26 protein-coding genes are annotated in these 16,600 nt (G+C 52.0%); 20 read left to right on the top strand and 6 right to left on the bottom strand.

Going from position 1 to position 16,600, the window contains the following annotated elements:
- The 14 genes from rplR to ABLV07_RS15995 all read left to right on the top strand — a co-directional run bounded on the left by rplR (window position 1) and on the right by ABLV07_RS15995 (window position 7,162).
- On the top strand, window positions 1–354 hold the full coding sequence (gene rplR / locus ABLV07_RS15930; protein ID WP_006817270.1) for a 50S ribosomal protein L18: 354 nt from the start codon (window positions 1–3) through the stop codon (window positions 352–354).
- A gap of 14 nt (window positions 355–368) precedes the next feature.
- Window positions 369–872: a 30S ribosomal protein S5 gene (gene rpsE / locus ABLV07_RS15935; protein WP_015703641.1), complete on the top strand. Its 504-nt coding sequence runs from the start codon at window positions 369–371 to the stop codon at window positions 870–872.
- A gap of 3 nt (window positions 873–875) precedes the next feature.
- Window positions 876–1,055: a 50S ribosomal protein L30 gene (gene rpmD / locus ABLV07_RS15940; protein WP_001140434.1), complete on the top strand. Its 180-nt coding sequence runs from the start codon at window positions 876–878 to the stop codon at window positions 1,053–1,055.
- 3 nt (window positions 1,056–1,058) lie between these two features.
- Window positions 1,059–1,493: a 50S ribosomal protein L15 gene (rplO, locus tag ABLV07_RS15945; RefSeq protein WP_015369426.1), complete on the top strand. Its 435-nt coding sequence runs from the start codon at window positions 1,059–1,061 to the stop codon at window positions 1,491–1,493.
- Window positions 1,494–1,500: 7 nt separating this feature from the next.
- Window positions 1,501–2,832 carry a preprotein translocase subunit SecY gene (gene secY, locus ABLV07_RS15950; protein ID WP_015703640.1) on the top strand — a complete coding sequence of 444 codons (1,332 nt, stop codon included), beginning with the start codon at window positions 1,501–1,503 and terminating at the stop codon, window positions 2,830–2,832.
- A 31-nt stretch (window positions 2,833–2,863) separates the two neighbouring features.
- Window positions 2,864–2,980 carry a 50S ribosomal protein L36 gene (gene rpmJ, locus ABLV07_RS15955; protein WP_000868187.1) on the top strand — a complete coding sequence of 39 codons (117 nt, stop codon included), beginning with the start codon at window positions 2,864–2,866 and terminating at the stop codon, window positions 2,978–2,980.
- 146 nt (window positions 2,981–3,126) lie between these two features.
- Window positions 3,127–3,483, top strand: coding sequence for a 30S ribosomal protein S13 (rpsM, locus tag ABLV07_RS15960; protein WP_015369429.1), 357 nt, complete (start codon window positions 3,127–3,129; stop codon window positions 3,481–3,483).
- Between the two features lie 16 nt (window positions 3,484–3,499).
- The gene (rpsK, locus tag ABLV07_RS15965; protein ID WP_004388621.1) at window positions 3,500–3,889 is read left to right on the top strand and encodes a 30S ribosomal protein S11; all 390 of its coding nucleotides are present in this window, start codon (window positions 3,500–3,502) and stop codon (window positions 3,887–3,889) included.
- Between the two features lie 32 nt (window positions 3,890–3,921).
- Window positions 3,922–4,542: a 30S ribosomal protein S4 gene (gene rpsD / locus ABLV07_RS15970; protein ID WP_002919224.1), complete on the top strand. Its 621-nt coding sequence runs from the start codon at window positions 3,922–3,924 to the stop codon at window positions 4,540–4,542.
- Between the two features lie 25 nt (window positions 4,543–4,567).
- Window positions 4,568–5,557 (top strand): DNA-directed RNA polymerase subunit alpha, encoded by a 990-nt coding sequence (rpoA, locus tag ABLV07_RS15975; RefSeq protein ID WP_002438685.1) that lies wholly within the window; start codon window positions 4,568–4,570, stop codon window positions 5,555–5,557.
- Window positions 5,558–5,597: 40 nt separating this feature from the next.
- On the top strand, window positions 5,598–5,984 hold the full coding sequence (gene rplQ, locus ABLV07_RS15980; protein ID WP_004868344.1) for a 50S ribosomal protein L17: 387 nt from the start codon (window positions 5,598–5,600) through the stop codon (window positions 5,982–5,984).
- A gap of 108 nt (window positions 5,985–6,092) precedes the next feature.
- Window positions 6,093–6,461 carry a DUF1992 domain-containing protein gene (locus ABLV07_RS15985; protein WP_045389777.1) on the top strand — a complete coding sequence of 123 codons (369 nt, stop codon included), beginning with the start codon at window positions 6,093–6,095 and terminating at the stop codon, window positions 6,459–6,461.
- A gap of 2 nt (window positions 6,462–6,463) precedes the next feature.
- Window positions 6,464–6,889: a Zn(2+)-responsive transcriptional regulator gene (gene zntR / locus ABLV07_RS15990; protein ID WP_015369432.1), complete on the top strand. Its 426-nt coding sequence runs from the start codon at window positions 6,464–6,466 to the stop codon at window positions 6,887–6,889.
- A 57-nt stretch (window positions 6,890–6,946) separates the two neighbouring features.
- On the top strand, window positions 6,947–7,162 hold the full coding sequence (locus ABLV07_RS15995) for an alternative ribosome-rescue factor A (RefSeq protein ID WP_015703639.1): 216 nt from the start codon (window positions 6,947–6,949) through the stop codon (window positions 7,160–7,162).
- Here ABLV07_RS15995 and mscL read toward each other — a convergent pair whose 3' ends face one another.
- From mscL to def, 5 genes are all read right to left on the bottom strand, one after another.
- The gene (gene mscL, locus ABLV07_RS16000) at window positions 7,163–7,573 is read right to left on the bottom strand and encodes a large-conductance mechanosensitive channel protein MscL (RefSeq protein WP_015369434.1); all 411 of its coding nucleotides are present in this window, start codon (window positions 7,571–7,573) and stop codon (window positions 7,163–7,165) included.
- A 142-nt stretch (window positions 7,574–7,715) separates the two neighbouring features.
- Window positions 7,716–9,092 carry a Trk system potassium transporter TrkA gene (gene trkA / locus ABLV07_RS16005; protein WP_015369435.1) on the bottom strand — a complete coding sequence of 459 codons (1,377 nt, stop codon included), beginning with the start codon at window positions 9,090–9,092 and terminating at the stop codon, window positions 7,716–7,718.
- A 13-nt stretch (window positions 9,093–9,105) separates the two neighbouring features.
- Complete coding sequence (gene rsmB, locus ABLV07_RS16010; RefSeq protein ID WP_015369436.1) at window positions 9,106–10,401, bottom strand: 16S rRNA (cytosine(967)-C(5))-methyltransferase RsmB; 1,296 nt, start codon at window positions 10,399–10,401, stop codon at window positions 9,106–9,108.
- 52 nt (window positions 10,402–10,453) lie between these two features.
- Window positions 10,454–11,401 carry a methionyl-tRNA formyltransferase gene (gene fmt, locus ABLV07_RS16015; protein WP_015703637.1) on the bottom strand — a complete coding sequence of 316 codons (948 nt, stop codon included), beginning with the start codon at window positions 11,399–11,401 and terminating at the stop codon, window positions 10,454–10,456.
- Window positions 11,402–11,415: 14 nt separating this feature from the next.
- On the bottom strand, window positions 11,416–11,925 hold the full coding sequence (def, locus tag ABLV07_RS16020; protein WP_015703636.1) for a peptide deformylase: 510 nt from the start codon (window positions 11,923–11,925) through the stop codon (window positions 11,416–11,418).
- A gap of 129 nt (window positions 11,926–12,054) precedes the next feature.
- Between def and dprA the strand changes: the two genes are divergently transcribed.
- From dprA to ABLV07_RS16050, 6 genes are read left to right on the top strand one after another with little or no spacing between them, the layout of a single operon-like run.
- On the top strand, window positions 12,055–13,179 hold the full coding sequence (dprA, locus tag ABLV07_RS16025; RefSeq protein WP_047075921.1) for a DNA-protecting protein DprA: 1,125 nt from the start codon (window positions 12,055–12,057) through the stop codon (window positions 13,177–13,179).
- The gene (smg, locus tag ABLV07_RS16030; protein ID WP_015369440.1) at window positions 13,151–13,624 is read left to right on the top strand and encodes a DUF494 family protein Smg; all 474 of its coding nucleotides are present in this window, start codon (window positions 13,151–13,153) and stop codon (window positions 13,622–13,624) included. Before dprA ends, smg begins: the two co-directional genes overlap by 29 nt.
- Before the next feature lie 26 nt (window positions 13,625–13,650).
- Window positions 13,651–14,205, top strand: coding sequence for a type I DNA topoisomerase (locus ABLV07_RS16035; protein WP_047075922.1), 555 nt, complete (start codon window positions 13,651–13,653; stop codon window positions 14,203–14,205).
- Window positions 14,198–14,770: an L-threonylcarbamoyladenylate synthase type 1 TsaC gene (gene tsaC, locus ABLV07_RS16040; protein WP_015369442.1), complete on the top strand. Its 573-nt coding sequence runs from the start codon at window positions 14,198–14,200 to the stop codon at window positions 14,768–14,770. Before ABLV07_RS16035 ends, tsaC begins: the two co-directional genes overlap by 8 nt.
- Window positions 14,771–14,773: 3 nt before the next feature.
- Window positions 14,774–15,592 carry a shikimate dehydrogenase gene (gene aroE, locus ABLV07_RS16045; RefSeq protein WP_032709258.1) on the top strand — a complete coding sequence of 273 codons (819 nt, stop codon included), beginning with the start codon at window positions 14,774–14,776 and terminating at the stop codon, window positions 15,590–15,592.
- On the top strand, window positions 15,589–15,846 hold the full coding sequence (locus ABLV07_RS16050) for a DUF1488 domain-containing protein (RefSeq protein WP_072057803.1): 258 nt from the start codon (window positions 15,589–15,591) through the stop codon (window positions 15,844–15,846). Before aroE ends, ABLV07_RS16050 begins: the two co-directional genes overlap by 4 nt.
- On the opposite strand, the gene ABLV07_RS16055 is transcribed toward ABLV07_RS16050, so the two are convergent.
- Window positions 15,822–16,376: a gamma carbonic anhydrase family protein gene (locus ABLV07_RS16055; protein ID WP_047075923.1), complete on the bottom strand. Its 555-nt coding sequence runs from the start codon at window positions 16,374–16,376 to the stop codon at window positions 15,822–15,824. The genes ABLV07_RS16050 and ABLV07_RS16055 overlap by 25 nt on opposite strands.
- Window positions 16,377–16,600 lie beyond the last annotated feature (224 nt).

Raw genomic sequence — 16,600 nt, forward strand, 5'->3', positions numbered from 1 at the left:
ATGGATAAGAAATCTGCTCGTATCCGTCGTGCGACCCGCGCACGCCGCAAGCTCCAGGAGCTGGGTGCAACTCGCCTGGTGGTACATCGTACCCCGCGTCATATTTACGCACAGGTAATTGCTCCGAATGGTTCTGAAGTTCTGGTAGCTGCTTCTACTGTAGAAAAAGCTATCTCTGAACAACTGAAGTACACCGGTAACAAAGACGCGGCTGCAGCTGTGGGTAAAGCTGTTGCTGAACGCGCTCTGGAAAAAGGCATCAAAGATGTTTCCTTTGACCGTTCCGGGTTCCAATATCATGGTCGTGTCCAGGCACTGGCAGATGCTGCCCGTGAAGCTGGCCTTCAGTTCTAAGGTAGAGGTGTAAGATGGCTCACATCGAAAAACAAGCTGGCGAACTGCAGGAAAAGCTGATCGCGGTAAACCGCGTATCTAAAACCGTTAAAGGTGGTCGTATTTTCTCCTTCACAGCTCTGACTGTAGTTGGTGACGGTAACGGTCGCGTAGGTTTTGGTTACGGTAAAGCGCGTGAAGTTCCAGCAGCGATCCAGAAAGCGATGGAAAAAGCCCGTCGCAATATGATTAACGTCGCGCTGAATACTGGCACCCTGCAGCACCCGGTTAAGGGTACTCACACGGGTTCTCGTGTATTCATGCAGCCGGCTTCCGAAGGTACCGGTATCATCGCCGGTGGTGCAATGCGCGCCGTTCTGGAAGTCGCTGGGGTTCGTAACGTTCTGGCTAAAGCATATGGTTCCACCAACCCGATCAACGTGGTTCGTGCAACTATTGATGGCCTGGAAAATATGAAGTCTCCAGATATGGTCGCTGCCAAGCGTGGTAAATCCGTTGAAGAAATTCTGGGGAAATAAACCATGGCAAAGACTATTAAAATTACTCAAACCCGCAGTGCAATCGGTCGTTTGCCGAAACACAAGGCAACGCTGCTTGGCCTGGGTCTGCGTCGTATTGGTCACACCGTAGAGCGCGAGGATACTCCTGCTGTTCGTGGTATGGTCAACGCGGTTTCCTTCATGGTTAAAGTTGAGGAGTAAGAGATGCGTTTAAATACTCTGTCTCCGGCCGAAGGCTCCAAAAAGGCGGGTAAACGCCTGGGTCGTGGTATCGGTTCTGGCCTCGGTAAAACCGGTGGTCGTGGTCACAAAGGTCAGAACTCTCGTTCTGGCGGTGGCGTACGTCGCGGTTTCGAGGGTGGTCAGATGCCACTGTACCGTCGTCTGCCGAAATTCGGCTTCACTTCTCGTAAAGCAATGATCACTGCAGAAGTTCGTCTGTCTGATCTGGCTCACGTAGAAGGCGATGTGGTAGACCTGAACACGCTGAAAGCGGCTAACATTATCGGTATCCAGATCGAGTTCGCGAAAGTGATCCTGTCTGGTGAGGTAACTCGTCCGGTAACTGTTCGTGGCCTGCGCGTGACTAAAGGCGCTCGTGCTGCTATCGAAGCTGCTGGCGGTAAAATTGAGGAATAAGTAGCAGATGGCTAAACAACCGGGATTAGATTTTCAAAGTGCCAAAGGTGGAATTGGCGAACTGAAACGCAGACTTTTGTTTGTTATCGGTGCGCTGATTGTGTTCCGTATTGGCTCTTTTATTCCGATCCCTGGTATTGATGCCACTGTACTTGCCAAACTGCTTGAGCAACAGCGAGGCACCATCATTGAAATGTTTAACATGTTCTCTGGTGGTGCTCTCAGCCGTGCTTCTATCTTTGCTCTGGGGATCATGCCGTATATTTCGGCGTCGATCATTGTCCAGCTGCTGACCGTTGTTTATCAACCGCTGGCAGAACTGAAGAAAGAAGGGGAGTCTGGTCGTCGTAAGATCAGCCAGTACACCCGCTACGGTACTCTGGTGCTGGCTATATTCCAGTCGATCGGTATTGCTACCGGTCTGCCGAATATGCCTGGTATGCAGGGCCTGGTGATTAATCCGGGCTTTGCATTCTATTTCACCGCTGTTGTTAGTCTGGTCACAGGGACTATGTTCCTGATGTGGCTCGGCGAACAGATCACCGAACGCGGTATCGGAAACGGTATCTCGATCCTGATCTTCGCCGGGATCGTTGCGGGACTCCCGCCGGCCATCGCCCATACTATCGAGCAAGCGCGTCAAGGCGACCTGCACTTCCTCCTGTTGCTGTTGGTTGCAGTATTAGTATTTGCAGTGACCTTCTTCGTTGTATTCGTTGAACGTGGTCAACGCCGCATTGTGGTAAACTACGCTAAGCGTCAACAGGGTCGTCGTGTCTATGCTGCACAGAGCACACATTTACCGCTGAAAGTGAATATGGCGGGGGTAATCCCGGCAATCTTCGCTTCCAGTATTATTCTGTTCCCGGCGACCATCACGTCATGGTTCGGGGGCGGTACTGGTTGGAACTGGCTGACAACAATTTCGCTGTATTTGCAGCCTGGGCAACCGCTTTATGTGTTACTCTATGCGTCTGCAATCATCTTCTTCTGTTTCTTCTACACGGCGTTGGTTTTCAACCCGCGTGAAACAGCAGATAACCTGAAGAAGTCCGGTGCATTTGTACCAGGAATTCGTCCGGGAGAACAAACGGCGAAGTATATCGATAAAGTAATGACCCGCCTGACTCTGGTCGGTGCGTTGTATATCACTTTTATCTGCCTGATCCCGGAGTTCATGCGTGATGCAATGAAAGTGCCGTTCTACTTCGGTGGAACCTCGCTGCTTATTGTTGTCGTCGTGATTATGGACTTTATGGCTCAAGTGCAAACTCTGATGATGTCTAGTCAGTATGAGTCTGCATTGAAGAAGGCGAACCTGAAAGGCTACGGCCGCTAACTGGTCGCCCGAGAAGTTACGGAGAGTAAAAATGAAAGTTCGTGCTTCCGTCAAGAAATTATGCCGTAACTGCAAAATCGTTAAGCGTGATGGTGTCATCCGTGTGATTTGCAGTGCCGAGCCAAAGCATAAACAGCGCCAAGGCTGATTTATTCGCATATTTTTCTTGCAAAGTTGGGTTGAGCTGGCTAGATTAGCCAGCCAATCTTTTGTATGTCTGTACGTTTCCATTTGAGTATCCTGAAAACGGGCTTTTCAGCATGGTACGTACATATTAAATAGTAGGAGTGCATAGTGGCCCGTATAGCAGGCATTAACATTCCTGATCAGAAACATACCGTAATTGCTTTAACTGCAATTTTTGGTATCGGCAAGACCCGCTCTAAAGCCATCTGCGCTGAAACGGGTATCGCTGAAAATGTTAAGATCAGTGAGCTGTCTGAAGAACAGATTGATTCTCTGCGTGAAGCAGTAGGTAAATTTGTCGTTGAAGGTGATCTGCGCCGTGAAATCACCCTGAGCATCAAGCGTCTGATGGACCTTGGTTGCTACCGTGGTTTACGCCATCGTCGTGGTCTTCCGGTTCGCGGTCAGCGTACTAAGACCAACGCACGTACCCGTAAGGGTCCGCGTAAACCGATCAAGAAATAATCGGGGTGATTGAATAATGGCAAAGGCACCAGTTCGTGCACGTAAGCGTGTAAGAAAACAAGTCTCTGATGGCGTGGCTCATATCCATGCTTCTTTTAACAACACCATCGTTACCATCACTGATCGTCAGGGTAACGCGCTGGGTTGGGCAACAGCCGGTGGTTCCGGTTTCCGTGGTTCTCGCAAATCCACTCCGTTTGCAGCTCAGGTTGCAGCAGAGCGTTGCGCAGAAGCCGTAAAAGAATACGGCATCAAGAATCTGGAAGTTATGGTTAAAGGTCCGGGTCCAGGTCGCGAATCTACTATTCGTGCACTGAACGCCGCTGGTTTCCGCATCACTAATATTACTGATGTGACTCCGATCCCTCATAACGGTTGTCGTCCGCCGAAAAAACGTCGCGTATAACGCCTCGTTTCTAGGATTGTTGGAGAAAGAAAATGGCAAGATATTTGGGTCCTAAGCTCAAGCTGAGCCGTCGTGAGGGCACTGACTTATTCCTTAAGTCTGGCGTTCGCGCGATCGATACCAAGTGTAAAATTGAACAAGCTCCTGGCCAGCACGGTGCGCGTAAGCCGCGTCTGTCTGACTATGGTGTGCAGTTGCGTGAAAAGCAAAAAGTTCGCCGTATGTACGGTGTGCTGGAGCGTCAGTTCCGTAACTACTATAAAGAAGCAGCACGTCTGAAAGGCAACACCGGTGAAAACCTGTTGGCTCTGCTGGAAGGTCGTCTGGACAACGTTGTATACCGTATGGGCTTCGGCGCCACTCGTGCTGAAGCACGCCAGCTGGTTAGCCACAAGGCTATCATGGTAAACGGTCGTGTTGTTAACATCGCTTCTTATCAGGTAAAAGCGAATGACGTTGTTAGCATCCGTGAGAAAGCGAAAAAGCAATCTCGCGTGAAAGCCGCTCTGGAGCTGGCTGAGCAGCGTGAAAAGCCAACCTGGCTGGAAGTTGATGCTGGCAAGATGGAAGGTACGTTCAAGCGTCAGCCGGAGCGTTCTGATCTGTCTGCGGACATTAACGAACACCTGATCGTCGAGCTTTACTCCAAGTAAAGCTTAGTACCAAAGAGAGGACACAATGCAGGGTTCTGTGACAGAGTTTCTAAAACCGCGCCTGGTCGATATCGAGCAAGTGAGTTCGACGCACGCCAAGGTGACCCTTGAGCCTTTAGAGCGTGGCTTCGGCCATACTCTGGGTAACGCACTGCGCCGTATTCTGCTCTCATCGATGCCGGGTTGCGCGGTGACCGAGGTTGAGATTGATGGTGTACTGCACGAGTACAGCACCAAAGAAGGCGTTCAGGAAGACATCCTTGAAATCCTGCTCAACCTGAAAGGGCTGGCGGTGAGAGTTCAGGGTAAAGATGAAGTCATCCTTACTTTGAATAAATCTGGCATTGGCCCTGTGACTGCAGCCGACATTACCCACGACGGTGATGTCGAAATCGTCAAGCCGCAGCACGTGATCTGCCACCTGACCGATGAGAACGCATCTATTAGCATGCGCATCAAAGTTCAGCGCGGTCGCGGTTATGTGCCGGCTTCTGCCCGAATTCATTCGGAAGAAGATGAGCGCCCAATCGGCCGTCTGCTGGTCGACGCCTGCTACAGCCCTGTAGAGCGTATTGCCTACAATGTTGAAGCCGCGCGTGTTGAGCAGCGTACCGACCTGGACAAGCTGGTCATCGAGATGGAAACCAACGGCACAATCGATCCTGAAGAGGCGATTCGTCGTGCGGCAACCATTCTGGCTGAACAACTGGAAGCTTTCGTTGACTTACGTGATGTACGTCAGCCGGAAGTGAAAGAAGAGAAACCAGAGTTCGATCCGATCCTGCTGCGCCCTGTTGACGATCTGGAATTGACTGTCCGCTCTGCTAACTGCCTCAAGGCAGAAGCTATCCACTATATCGGTGATCTGGTACAGCGTACCGAGGTTGAGTTGCTGAAAACGCCGAACCTGGGTAAAAAATCTCTTACTGAGATTAAAGACGTGCTGGCTTCACGTGGTCTGTCTCTGGGCATGCGCCTGGAAAACTGGCCGCCGGCAAGCATTGCTGACGAGTAACCGGATCACAGGTTAAGGTTTTACTGAGAAGGATAAGGTCATGCGCCATCGTAAGAGTGGTCGTCAACTGAACCGCAACAGCAGCCATCGCCAGGCTATGTTCCGTAACATGGCAGGTTCGCTGGTTCGTCATGAGATCATCAAGACGACCCTGCCGAAAGCGAAAGAACTGCGTCGCGTAGTTGAGCCGCTGATTACTCTTGCCAAGACTGATAGCGTTGCTAATCGTCGTCTGGCATTCGCCCGCACTCGTGATAACGAGATCGTGGCAAAACTGTTTAACGAGCTGGGCCCGCGTTTCGCGAGCCGCGCCGGTGGTTACACTCGCATTCTGAAGTGTGGCTTCCGTGCAGGCGACAACGCGCCGATGGCATACATCGAGCTGGTTGATCGTGCTGAGCTGAAAGCAGAAGCTGCTGCAGAGTAATCTGTAGTAACGTAAAAAAACCCGCCCCGGCGGGTTTTTTTATATCTACCGCAATCCCACTTCACTACACTATCTGTACTCTTTTTGTTCATCCCTGGGAGCCGTATAATGTGGTTACTGGACCAGTGGGCAGAACGCCACATCCTCGACGCACAGTCTAAAGGCGAGTTTGATAATCTGACGGGCAGCGGCGAACCGCTGGCGCTGGATGATGATTCACACGTGCCCCCTGAACTGCGCGCCGGTTATCGCTTATTAAAAAATGCCGGCTGTTTGCCACCGGAGCTTGAGTTACGTAGAGATGCCATGGCGTTGAGCGACTTACTCAAGACCGTAGAGCATGATGATCCGCGGTATACCGAATTAAATCGTCGCTTGACTCTGTTTGAACTGAAATTACGTCAGGCGGGTATGAATACCGATTTTCTACGCGGTGATTATGCCGATAGACTGTGGCACAAAATTAACGAGGAGTAGCTATGTATCGGATTGGCGAACTGGCCAAACTGGCTGATGTCACCCCGGATACCATCCGCTATTACGAAAAGCAGCAAATGATGGATCACGATATTCGTACTGAAGGCGGTTTCCGTCTCTATTCGGATAACGATCTGCAGCGGCTGCGCTTTATCCGTTATGCCAGGCAATTAGGCTTCACTCTGGAGTCGATCCGCGAATTATTATCGATCCGCATCGATCCAGAACATCATACTTGTCAGGAGTCTAAAGGGATCGTCCAGGCCCGCCTGAGTGAAGTCGAAGCGCGTATCAAAGAATTGGAAACAATGCGGCGTTCTTTACAGCGGCTGAATGATGCCTGCTGCGGCACGGCGCACAGTAGCGTTTACTGCTCGATACTCGAAGCCTTAGAGCAAGGCGCCAGCGGTAGCCATGCCGGGCGTTGATTTTTTCCGCGCGCGGATCTACACTCGCGCCGAATTCATACATGAACTGGAGTTACTATGAGTCGCTATCAGCATACCAAAGGGCAAATTAAAGATAATGCGATTGAGGCATTACTGCATGACCCATTATTCAGACAGCGGGTTGAGAAAAATAAGAAAGGGAAAGGAAGCTATCAACGTAAAGACAAACATGCAGGGCGGAATGACCGGGAGGCCAGTGGCAAGCAAGCGAATCGCTTTTTTACCACTGGCCTTCTGCTTTCTGTGTGCTGATTAAGAACGGTTGTTTTGTTCTTTTAACAGATCGCGAATTTCACTCAGAAGTACTTCTTCTTTGCTCGGTGCCGGAGCGGCAGGCGCTTCTTCTTTCTTACGGTTCAGTTTATTCATCAGTTTGATTGCCATGAAAATCGCGAAGGCAACGATGATGAAATCGAAGACGTTCTGAATAAACACACCATAATGCATGACAACGGCTGGGACATCCCCCTGCGCATCGCGTAGCGTAACGGCGAATTGTTTAAAGTCGATCCCGCCAATGAGCAAACCCAGCGGAGGCATAATAATATCGGCCACTAAAGACGATACAATTTTACCAAATGCTGCACCAATGATGACACCCACTGCCAAATCGACAACATTCCCGCGCATCGCGAATTCGCGGAATTCTTTTAACATACCCATTTTACTCTCCTTGAGCCAGCTGACATTGATAAGTTTATCAAATGTATTTCCATTTTCCATTGCTGTTGAATAATTGCTGGAAAATATTATCCATTGATAAATAAGGGATAATAAAAAGGCGTCTGCGCGACGCCCATTGTAATTACAGGAAGAACGGACTCGGCTGGAATAGTCTCTCAACATCGGAGATAAATTTCTTGTCGGTCAGGAACATAATTACGTGGTCGCCTTGCTCAATACGTAAATTATTATTGGCGATCATTACGTCATTGCCGCGCACCACCGCGCCAATAATGGTGCCTGGCGGCAGCTTAATTTCATCAATTGAACGGCCGACTACCCGCGAGGTGCTTTCATCGCCATGCGCGACGGCCTCAATGGCTTCGGCAACGCCGCGGCGTAGCGACGAAACACCGACAATATCAGCTTTACGTACGTGGCTCAGCAAGGCAGAAATCGTGGCTTGTTGCGGTGATATCGCAATATCGATCACGCTTCCCTGAACCAGATCAACATATGCGCGACGCTGGATCAGCACCATGACCTTCTTCGCGCCCATCCGCTTGGCTAGCATTGCCGACATGATATTGGCTTCGTCATCGTTGGTGACGGCAATAAAGAGATCGACTTGATCGATATGCTCTTCCGCCAGTAACTCTTGATCCGATGCATCGCCATAAAAGACGATCGTATTCTGCAGCTTTTCGGCAAGTTCAGCGGCACGCTGTTGATCGCGCTCGATCAACTTCACGCTGTAGTCTTTCTCCAGCCTGTGAGCGAGGCCCGCGCCGATGTTGCCGCCGCCGACCAGCATAATGCGTTTGTAGGGTTTCTCCAGACGTTGGAGTTCGCTCATTACCGCGCGAATATGTTGCGACGCGGCGATAAAGAAGACTTCGTCGCCCGCTTCTACGATGGTTGATCCCTGCGGGCGAATCGGTCGATCGTGGCGGAAAATTGCCGCAACGCGCGTGTCGATGTGCGGCATATGTTCGCGCATCGTGGAAAGCGCATTACCGACCAGCGGGCCGCCATAATAAGCCTTCACAACGGCCAGGCTTACTTTTCCTTCGGCGAAGTTCACTACCTGCAGCGCGCCCGGATATTCGATCAGGCGGTAGATATTATCGATGACTAACTGCTCCGGAGCAATCAGATGGTCAATTGGCACCGCTTCTGAATGGAAAAGCTTATCGGCATCACGAACGTAATCAGGCGAACGAATACGGGCGATACGATTCGGTGTATTAAACAGCGAATAGGCGACCTGGCAGGCTACCATGTTGGTCTCATCCGAACTGGTTACGGCGACCAGCATATCGGCATCATCGGCGCCAGCTTCGCGCAGCACGCGCGGATGCGAACCGTGGCCCTGAACGACGCGGAGATCGAACTTATCCTGCAGGCCGCGCAGACGGTCGCCGTTGGTATCGACCAGGGTAATATCGTTGTTTTCGCCAACGAGATTTTCCGCCAGCGTGCCGCCTACCTGTCCGGCGCCAAGAATAATAATCTTCATCAGCAGTGACCCATTAATTGCGCTTTTTGATTAGCTTAGCGTAAAAGAAGCCATCGCCTTCTTCCGCCCCAGGCAGATTTTGCTGACCCGGGGTTTCCGGCGTTCCCGTCTCATGGAGTTCGGCATCTCGGGTACGGGTCAGGAAAGCGGCGATTTGTTGGCTGTTCTCTTCCGGCAAAATAGAGCATGTCGCATAGACCAGCGTACCGCCAGGCTTAAGATGAGCCCAGGTGGCATCGAGAATTTCTGCCTGTAATTGTGCCAGCTCGGCGATATCGCGATCCCGGCGCAGCCATTTAATATCCGGATGGCGACGGATAACGCCGGTGGCCGAACATGGCGCATCAAGCAAAATACGGTCGAACTGCTCATCGCCGCACCACTGTTCAGGATAGCGACCATCGCCCTGTTTTACTTCTGCTTTCATACCCAGACGTTTCAGGTTGTCATAGACACGGGACAGGCGCTGCTGGTCGATGTCGACCGCCATCAGACTCGCCTGCGGCGCGACTTCCAGAATATGCGTCGTCTTGCCGCCCGGCGCCGCGCAGAGATCGAGAATGCGCTCGCCGTTTGCCGGTTGCAAGTAGCGCATGCAGCCCTGGGCTGAGGCGTCCTGAACGGTTACCCAGCCTTTATCAAATCCTGGTAACGCATGGACCGGGGCTGGGGTCGCAAGACGGACGGCATCCGGATAGTCCGGGTGAGTGAAACCCTGTAAACCAGCGTCTTCCAGCAGTGCGAGCCATTCATCTCGCGAATGATGATTGCGATTCACACGCAGCCACATTGGCGGACGTAGATTATTGGCTGACACAATATCCTGCCATTGTTGCGGCCAGGCCTGCTGCAGACGTTTAAGCAGCCATTTAGGATGGAGATAACGGTTCTCGTGCTGGGCGAATTCGGCCAGCAGCTCTTCCTGCTGGCGCTGAAACTGGCGTAATACGCCATTGATAAGCCCTTTAAGCTGCGGACGTTTAATTGCCACCGCGCCTTCCACCGTTTCCGCCAGCGCGGCGTGCGGGGGAATTCGCGTATAAAGTAGCTGATACAGGCCGACCATGATCAGGAAATGTACGGTACGTTGTTTGCCGGTCATTGGGCGGGCCATCAGCTTACCGATCAGCCACTCGAGTTGGCTGAGGGTACGCAAGACGCCGAAGCATAGCTCCTGCAGCAGCGCTTTGTCTTTCTCACTCACTTTTTGCTGCAGCGGCGGCAGAACATTGCTTAAAGACTGGCCTTTCTCTACGACCTGCTCAATAGCCTGGGCTGCCAGGCTGCGTAAATTACTATTCTTTTTCATAAGCGCAAAAATAAAAATGCCCGGCGAACCCGGGCTTTAGAAGAGAAGTGCGTCAGGCAAGACGGTTTCCGGGGATAAACCATTCCCGGCGAGAGTTCAGTAAATCCTGGGCACTCATCGCTTTTTTCCCTGCCGGCTGCAGTGATTCCAGATTCAGAATCCCGTTGCCGGTGGCAACCTGAATCCCTTGCTTGGTTGCTGCGACGATCGTACCTGGCTCAGCGTTGGCGGACTCCGTAATAACGGATGCGCGCCATACCTTCACTGGTTGTTCATCGATTTCCAGCCAGCTCATCGGCCAGGGATTAAATGCGCGGATGCAGCGTTCGAGCTGTTCTGCGGAAAGCGACCAATCAATACGGGCCTCTTCCTTACTCAGCTTCTCGGCATAACTGACCCGCGATTCGTCCTGAACTTCAGGCTCTGCGCTACCATCCGCCAACTGCGCTAAGGTCGCCAGTAGACCCTCTGGTCCAAGGTTGGCCAGTTTATCGTACAGGCTGCCGCTGGTATCTTCCGCGGTAATCGGGCAGGAGAGTTTATACAGCATGTCACCGGTATCAAGACCGACGTCCATCTGCATGATGGTTACACCGGTTTCGGCATCGCCAGCCCATAGCGAACGCTGAATCGGCGCTGCGCCACGCCAGCGAGGAAGCAGGGAGCCGTGAACGTTAATGCAGCCCAAACGTGGCATTTCAAGAACCGCTTTCGGCAGGATCAGTCCATAAGCCACGACGACCATAACATCGGCGTTAAGGTCGGCAACCAGTTGCTGATTTTCCTGCGGACGTAGGGAAGATGGCTGGAAGACCGGTAGATTATTGGCTTCAGCCAGCACTTTTACCGGGCTCGGCATCAATTTTTTGCCGCGACCAGCAGGGCGGTCGGGCTGAGTAAATACGCCGACAACCTGATGTTCAGACGACAACAGCGCGTCAAGGTGACGCGCTGCAAAGTCGGGGGTTCCGGCGAAAATGATACGTAGTGTTTGTGACACGTTAATCCTTGTTATCAGGCACGGGCGCGTAAACGATCCAGTTTTTCAACTTTCTGGCGGATGCGCTGCTGTTTGAGCGGCGACAGATAGTCAATGAACAGCTTACCGACCAGGTGATCCATTTCATGCTGGATACAAATAGCCAACAAGCCATCAGCTTCCAGTTCGAAAGTCTTACCTTCACGGTCCAGCGCGCGGATTTTTACGGTTTCGGCTCGTGGAACCAGCGCACGTTGTTCCGGAATCGACAAACAACCTTCTTCAATGCCGGTTTCGCCGTCTTTTTCGAGTAGCTCTGGGTTGATGAGCACCAGACGCTCTTCACGGTTTTCCGAGACATCGATAACGATAATGCGCTGATGGATATCCACCTGCGTGGCGGCCAGACCAATACCTTCTTCAGCGTACATCGTGTCGAACATATCATCGACGATACGCTGAATTTCTGCATTCACTTCTTTGACCGGCTCGGCGACTTTGCGAAGGCGCTCGTCCGGAATATGTAACACTTGCAAAACTGCCATAAAGATCCAGAGTCGTATTCAGTAGTTGATAAGATTATTACCTCTATTCTAGACAAAACCCCCTCTAATTGACAGTCTCGCTAACCAATCACAAGGATTGGCTGAGCCGCTAATGGCAGGGGGGAACGGATGACGCCCACAGAGATTTGGTTGCGCCTGATGCGGGTGAATAACCTGTACGGCGATGAAATGGTATTGATTGCACGACGGCTAGGATGTGCAGGCCAGCTGAATACTGAAACGTTGCGGGCTGCGGGTTTAACTAAAGCGCAGGCAACACAGTTTCTTGCCCTCAACCAACAGCAAATTGATGTTTCACTGCAATGGTTAGAGCAACCAGAACATCATCTGATCACGGCGGATCACGCGCTCTATCCGCCGCAGCTACGCGCTATCGATGATTATCCCGGCGCGCTGCTGGTCTGCGGTAACGTCGATCTCCTGTGTAGCCGGCAGCTGGCTATCATTGGGAGCCGTGCACACTCGTGGTACGGCGCGCGGTGGGGAAAAGCATTCAGTGAAGCGCTTGCTCAGTATGGCTTGACCCTTACCAGTGGTCTGGCGTTGGGCATTGATGGCATCGCCCACCGCGGGGCATTGGCGGCAAAGGGAAAAACCATCGCCGTATTAGGCAACGGTCTCTCTGATATCTACCCGCACCGGCATCGGGCTTTAGCAAAGCAGATCGTGGAAAGCGGCGGCGCGCTACTTTCCGAATTTCCTCTCTCTGCGCTACCGTTACCAGGGAATTTCCCGCGCCGCAACCGGATTATCAGCGGGTTAAGCGCTGGGGTTCTGGTGATAGAGGCCGCCTTGAAAAGCGGTTCTCTGGTAACTGTCCGTTGCGCGCTGGAGCAGGGGAGAGATGTTTTTGCCCTGCCTGGGCCAATTGGCAATCCTGGCTCTGAAGGGCCGCACTGGCTAATAAAGCAGGGAGCAGTTCCCGTTACCGTGCCGGAAGAGATCCTTGAGTATTGGCAATATGAGCTTTCAGTGCGGGAAGAGACCGCTGATTTGCTAAATAATTACGCAGATCAGCCTCCTGTAGCATTGCCATTTCCAGAGCTCCTGGCTAACGTAGGAGATGAGGTAACACCTGTTGACGTTGTCGCTGAACGTGCCGGCCAATCTGTGCCAGTAACCGTAGCCCAGCTACTTGAACTGGAGTTAGCAGGCTGGATCGCAGCTGTACCCGGCGGCTATGTCCGATTAAGGAGGGCAAGCCATGTTCGACGTACTCATGTATTTGTTTGAGACTTATATCCATAACGAAGCAGAAATGCGCGTGGATCAGGACAAACTGACGCGGGATCTGACCGATGCAGGTTTTGAGCGGGAAGATATCTATAACGCGTTAATGTGGCTCGAGAAACTGGCTGATTATCAGGAAGGTCTCGTTGAACCCATGCAGCTCGCCTCCGACCCGCTCTCTCTTCGGGTATACACCGATGAAGAGTGCCAGCGTCTGGATGCCAGCTGTCGAGGATTTTTACTCTTCCTCGAGCAGATCCAGGTGTTGAACCTCGAAACGCGAGAAATGGTGATAGAGCGCGTACTGGCGCTGGATACGGCAGAGTTTGAACTGGAAGACCTGAAATGGGTGATCCTGATGGTTCTGTTCAATATTCCAGGCTGTGAAAACGCCTATCAGCAAATGGAAGAATTACTCTTCGAAGTAAATGAAGGTATGCTGCATTAATCTTATTGCAGCAACATCGAGTTGTTATGACCAAATCAGCACTGTTTTCGGTGCGTAAAAACGAGCCCTGCTCGCAGTGCGGGGCCGAACTGGTGATTCGTTCCGGGAAACATGGCCCGTTTCTCGGCTGTTCTCACTATCCGGACTGTGACTATGTCCGTCCCCTGAAAAGTCAGGCGGACGGCCATATCGTCAAGGTGCTGGAGGGGCAAGAGTGCCCATCTTGCGGCGCTGTCATGGTGTTACGCCAGGGGCGTTTTGGTATGTTCATCGGCTGCAGTCGCTATCCCGAATGCGAACATACCGAGCTGATTGATAAACCTGATGAGACCGCTATCGCATGTCCTCAATGCGGACAGGGTCATCTGGTGCAGCGTCGCTCCCGTTTCGGTAAAACCTTTCATTCCTGCGATCGCTACCCTGATTGCCAGTTCGTAATTAATTTTAAACCGGTGGCGGGCGAATGCCCTGAATGCCATTACCCGCTATTAATAGAAAAGAAAACGGCGCAGGGTGTTAAACGCTTTTGCGCCAGTAAACAATGTGGAAAGCCGATCCCGGCGGAACAAATAAGTGAATAAAAACCTGCCCTCAGAGACCGTCGCCCAGGCTGTCGCGGTACTGAATAATGAACATGTCATCGCCTATCCAACCGAAGCTGTGTTTGGCGTCGGTTGCGATCCGGATAGCGAAACGGCCGTGATGCGCCTACTGGCGTTAAAGCAACGCCCCGTGGAAAAGGGGCTGATACTTATCGCCGCCAGTTTTGACCAACTGAAACCGTATATTGATGATTCCCGATTAAGCGACGCGCAGAGAGCGGTTATCTTTGCCAGTTGGCCTGGGCCGGTGACGTTTGTGTTCCCGGCGCGTCCGGATACGCCACGCTGGCTGACGGGGCGCTTTGATTCGCTTGCCGTGCGCGTTACCGATCACCCACTGGTAATTGAATTATGTGAAGCCTACGGAAAGCCGCTGGTCTCGACGAGCGCCAACTTAACCGGTCAGCCGCCGTGCCGGACTACTGCTGAAGTACGCGCCCAGTTTGGCGATAGTTTCCCGGTGGTGGATGGCGCAACGGGCGGGCGGCAAAACCCATCTGAAATTCGTGATGCCCTGACGGGTGAACAGTTCCGCCAGGGGTAATTAATGGAAACTTATGCCGTTTTTGGTAACCCTATAGCCCATAGCAAGTCGCCTTCTATTCATCAGCTGTTTGCCAAACAGTTAGATATTGCGCACCCCTATGGTCGGGTACTGGCGCCATTGGATGATTTTGTGAATACCCTGGATGCTTTCTTCAACACGGGCGGTAAGGGCGCTAACGTGACCGTCCCTTTCAAAGAAGAAGCGTTTGCCCGCGCCGACGAACTCACTGAGCGCGCTGCGCTAGCCGGCGCGGTCAATACGTTAAAGCGTCTTGAGGATGGTCGTCTGCTTGGCGACAATACGGATGGCATTGGGTTATTAAGCGACTTAGAGCGTCTGGGCTTTATCAAGCCTGGTATGAGGATTTTATTGATTGGCGCAGGCGGCGCATCTCGCGGCGTATTGTTACCGCTGCTCTCTTTAGATTGCGCGGTCACCATCGTTAACCGTACTTTTTCCCGCGCTCATGAGCTGGCAACGCTATTTGCTCATACCGGCAGCGTTAGCGCGTTATCGCTGGATAAACTGGAAGGCCACCAGTTCGATCTCATTATTAACGCGACGTCCAGCGGAATAAGCGGCGATATCCCGGCAATACCTTCCTCGTTAATTCATGCCGATGTTTACTGCTATGACATGTTTTATCAGAAAGGAAATACGCCATTTCTGCATTGGTGCCAACAGTATGGCGCTAAAAAAATGGCAGATGGATTAGGTATGCTGGTGGCTCAGGCCGCACATGCTGTTCTGCTCTGGCACGGTAGACTACCGGAAATTGCCCCGGTGATTGCCGTTTTACATCAGGAACTGAATGCGTGAACCAGGCGATCCAATTTCCCGATAGAGAAGAGTGGGACGCTGAACGGCAGTGCATCGTTTTCCCCGCGTTGGTCAATGGCATGCAGTTAACTTGCGCGATTCTGGGTCAGACACTGCAGCAACGGTTCGGTGGCGATGAGCCAGCGCGATGGCTGGCTCTCTTTAGTGAACATCGCTGGGATTTGGAAGATGAAGCGGAAGCGTTGATTCGCGATCGGCAAGAAGATCATCAGGGTTGGCTCTGGCTTTCCTGATCCAGGTAGTCGTCTTTCCACTTCACATAGTTGTTGGCTGAATACTTCAGCCCTGCATATTCCGCCTCCGTCAGGGGGCGGATTTGTTTTACCGGGTTGCCAAAATAGAGATAACCGCTTTCCAGCCGCTTGTTTTGCGGCACCAGGCTGCCGGCGCCGATCATCACGTCATCTTCTACTACCACGCCATCCAGCAGAATTGACCCCATTCCGACAAGAATGCGATTGCCGATAGTGCAGCCGTGCAGCATGACCTTATGCCCGACGGTGACATCTTCTCCTATGAGTAGCGGATTACCCTCAGGGTTATAAGAAGACTTATGGGTGACATGCAGGACGCTACCGTCCTGAATATTCGAACGTGTGCCGATAGACACATAATTCACGTCGCCTCGGATGGCGACCAGCGGCCAAATGCTGACGTCATCGGCAATTCTGACATCGCCGATCACAACGCTGCTGGGATCCACCATCACCCGCAGACCGATTTGAGGGAATAATTCTTTATAAGGACGTAAATAACTGGACATGGCTGCCTCAACATCAGGGTAGATAACCAGACTTTGGTAGCTTTCAGGCGCTCCCGCAACCCCTTTTTCTGATAAAAATTGAGCTATTTGAGCAATAACAGTGCGAAAAGCGCGAAAAATCATCATTCAGAAAAAAAGATCGAAAAAAGGCTTGTGCAAAAAAATGGGATCCCTATAATGCGCACCCACTGACACGGCAGATGTGAATCACTTCACACAAACAG

Source organism: Klebsiella sp. CN_Kp097, from assembly GCF_040064495.1.
Classification (GTDB): Bacteria; Pseudomonadota; Gammaproteobacteria; order Enterobacterales; family Enterobacteriaceae; genus Klebsiella; species Klebsiella aerogenes.